Raw genomic sequence first — 3,081 nt, 5'->3', positions numbered from 1 at the left:
ATACATGATGTTGCGATTGCACGCCTTGCAGTGCTGGACGACGAGCTCACCGCGCTTCAGCGCCTCGTAGTACGGCTCCGTGAGCGTTTCCATGCCGGTGTCGGTCACCGGGCCACCCCCTCCAGCAGCAGTACCTGGCTGTCCATGTAGGTCCCGCCGGTGCCGCCGCAGACCGCCCGGGTGGCGCCGGCGACCTGGCGGGAGGGGTCTGCCCTGCCGAGCAGCTGGCGCACTCCTTCCGCCAGCAGTGCGCTGCCGCCGCCGACCCCGGTGTGGCCGGCCGACAGCAGCCCGCCGTTGGTGTTGACCGGCAGCCGCCCGCCCGGTGAGAACTCGCCGCTGGCGAACATCCGGGCCGCCTCGTGCTTCGGCGCGAGCCCGAGCCCTTCGAGACCGCTGGTGAGCACCGCGGCGTAGGAGTCGTAGACCTCGGCGAGATCCGCCTCCTGGGGGCCCCAGCCGGCCTGCTCGTACGCGTCCACCCCGGCCTTCTCCCAGCCGAGCACGGCGAGATCGGCCTCCTGGCCGATGCTGTAGTGGGAGACGCAGCCGCCGGATCCGGCGATGCGCACCCAGGCGTCCCTGCCGGCGCGGCGGGCGTTCCCGGCGCTGGTCATGACGAACGCGACGGCCCCGTCGGCGAGCATGGGGCACTCGAGCGCGTGCAGCGGGTCGGTCACCATCTTCGAGTTCAGGATCTCCTCGACGGTGAGCGTCCGGTCCCTGTACATCGCGTTGGGGTTCAGCCGGGACCACTCGCGCAGCGCCACGCAGACCGACGCCATGTCCGCCGCGGTGGAGCCGCTCGCGGCCATGTAACGGCATGTGATGAGCGCTCCCACGGCGTTGAACGTCAGCCCGGAGAGCTTCTCCCACTCGCGGGGGATGCCGTTGGCGGTGAGCATGTCGATCATCTCGCCGACCGGCGCGGAGCCCCACTTCTCGGACTGCACGACCAGGACGTTGCGCGCGTGCCCGCTGGCGATCAGCCCCGCGGCGGAACGGATCGTGTTGTCGCTGGTGGAGCCGCCGGAGTGCAGCATGAAGCTGCTCTTGGCCCGCCCGTGCAGCCCCAGCTCCTCGACGAGCCGCGAGAAGATCAGATCGGCCTGGTCCGCGAAGGAGTGCAGGCACGGGATCAGCAGGATGGTGTCGATGTCGGGCACGGTGAGCCCGGCGTCGCGGACCGCGGCGACCGCGGCGTGCACGAGCTGGCCCATGAACGGGCGGTCCGGGTAGCGCCCGGACGGCAGCTCGCCGAGGCCGATGAAGACGGCCTCCTCCGGCGAGCCGCGGCCGGGCAGGGCGCTCGCCGTGGCGGCACCGGAAGCGGGATCACTGTCAGGCACCGTTGTCCTCCACGGGTGGTCGGCGGCGGGCGAGCAGGACCATGCGGAACCGCATGACCTCCTCGTCCTTCTGGTTGACTACGCTGTAGTCGAGGCGCAGCGTCCCGTATCCGGGGTTGGCGCCGGCCTCGCTCTCGACGACCTCCGCGTGCACCCGGAGGGTGTCGCCCGGGCGCACGGGCGCCAGCGCACGCAGGTGCTGGCACTCCAGGAAGGCCACGATCGCCTCGCCGAGGAAGCCCGAGAGCGCGACGAGCCCCACCGCGAAGCCGAAGGTGAGCGGGCCGTGCGCGATACGGCCGCCGAAGCGGGTGGTGCGGCCGTACTCCTCGTCGACGTGCAGCGGGTAGTGGTCCCCGGTCAGGCCGGCGAAGGTGGTGATGTCCCCGATGTCGACGGTGCGGCCGGGGGTGCGCACGGCGTCCCCGACGGCGAAGTCCTCGAAGTACCGCCTGAGACGGTTGAAACCGGAGAGCGTCATGCTGCTCATAGCGACAGCGCGGCGAGCGCCTCGTGGACGAGGCCCAGGCTGAGTTGTTCGTGCATGAGCCGCTTGAGCTCGCGGGTCAGCGCCACCCGGGTGTAACGGCGGGCCAGCGGCGGCTTGGCCGCGATGTTCTCGGCGATCTCGCGCGCGCGGGGGAGGACCTGCTCGGCCGGGAGCACCTCGTTGACCACGCCGTAGTCCAGCGCCTGGTGGGCGTCGAGCTCCTGGCCGGTGAGCAGGAAGTAGCGGCCGCGCTGCGGCCCGAGCACGTGCGTCCATGTCACGTGTGCCCCGTCCCCGGGGACGATGCCGGACGGGAAATGCGGGGAGTCCCGGAAAGTGGTGGTGTCCGCGGCGATCGTGATGTCGGACAGGACCGGTATCTCCGGGTGGATGGTGGCCGGGCCGTTGATAGCGGCGATCACCGGAACCTCGATGTCGAGCAGGTTGTTCAGCAGCCGCTGGCCCTCGAAGATTATCTGCGACCAGTCGATCGCGGTCGAGAGGCCGAAACTCGAGAAGTCGATCTCCGAGCAGAACGAGTCGCCGGCGCCGGTGATGATGACGACCTTGTTCTCGGGATCGCAGGCGACGTCGGCGAAGCAGTAGGCCAGCTCGTCGTGGGCATTGGACGTCCACACCAGGCTCTTGCCCTCGCTGTGGACGGTCAGCTCTAAGATTCCGTCTTTACGTTCGAGACGTATGTTCTGGTATTTCTTCGCGTAGTCGTCCAGTACTGGGGTGATATATGCCATCGTTCTCACTCTTTCTGAAACAATTGTTTGTTCAACATTAGCAGGGGTGCCGCCCGCCCACAAGTGAGGCGTTCCGCGAGCCCGGATCCCGCACAGGGCGGATCACGGGGCCTCCCGGCCGCGGCGGTGCCGGCCGGCGGCGCGCGGCGCGTCACCGGCCGGCATGTTCTCGGGACGGGTGCGGTGGCCCGGTGCCGGCTGTCGGCGGTCCGGCGTCCACAGCTGGGTCGTCGACACCGTGACCTCGACGGACTCGACGCCGGGCAGCGCGGTCAGGACATCGGTGATGTAACGCTTCAGGCCGGAGAGGTGCACACAGGAGGTGTCGGTCAGGACGAGCACCACCCGGACGTTCCCCGCGCGGCACTCGATCCCGTCGACCAGCCCCATCTCGCAGATGTCGATCGGGGTACGCATGAGCAGGCCACACGGCTCGGGGACCGAGCGCAGCGCCGCACGGACCCGCTCCTCGGTGGGTGCCGCCGTCCCC

General features: G+C 69.8%; 4 protein-coding genes. All 4 read right to left on the bottom strand.

Features of this window, described 5'->3' with window-relative positions:
• Nucleotides 1-104: 104 nt before the first annotated feature.
• A complete protein-coding gene (locus NBW84_RS07060; RefSeq protein ID WP_250282844.1) occupies nt 105-1,349 on the bottom strand; it encodes a thiolase family protein in 1,245 nt (414 codons plus the stop codon).
• Nucleotides 1,342-1,830 carry a MaoC/PaaZ C-terminal domain-containing protein gene (locus NBW84_RS07055; protein WP_250282840.1) on the bottom strand — a complete coding sequence of 163 codons (489 nt, stop codon included), beginning with the start codon at nt 1,828-1,830 and terminating at the stop codon, nt 1,342-1,344. Before NBW84_RS07055 ends, NBW84_RS07060 begins: the two co-directional genes overlap by 8 nt.
• A gap of 5 nt (nt 1,831-1,835) precedes the next feature.
• On the bottom strand, nt 1,836-2,591 hold the full coding sequence (locus tag NBW84_RS07050; RefSeq protein WP_250282838.1) for an enoyl-CoA hydratase/isomerase family protein: 756 nt from the start codon (nt 2,589-2,591) through the stop codon (nt 1,836-1,838).
• Between the two features lie 102 nt (nt 2,592-2,693).
• Nucleotides 2,694-3,081: metal-sulfur cluster assembly factor (locus NBW84_RS07045; RefSeq protein ID WP_250282836.1), on the bottom strand; the 388-nt coding region annotated here is incomplete at its 5' end.

The sequence above is a fragment of the Protofrankia sp. CiP1_Cm_nod2 genome (assembly GCF_920664355.1).
Lineage (GTDB): Bacteria > Actinomycetota > Actinomycetes > Frankiales > Frankiaceae > Protofrankia.
Note: the sequence above shows the minus strand (reverse complement) of the source record. Positions and strands in the feature narration are given on the sequence as shown.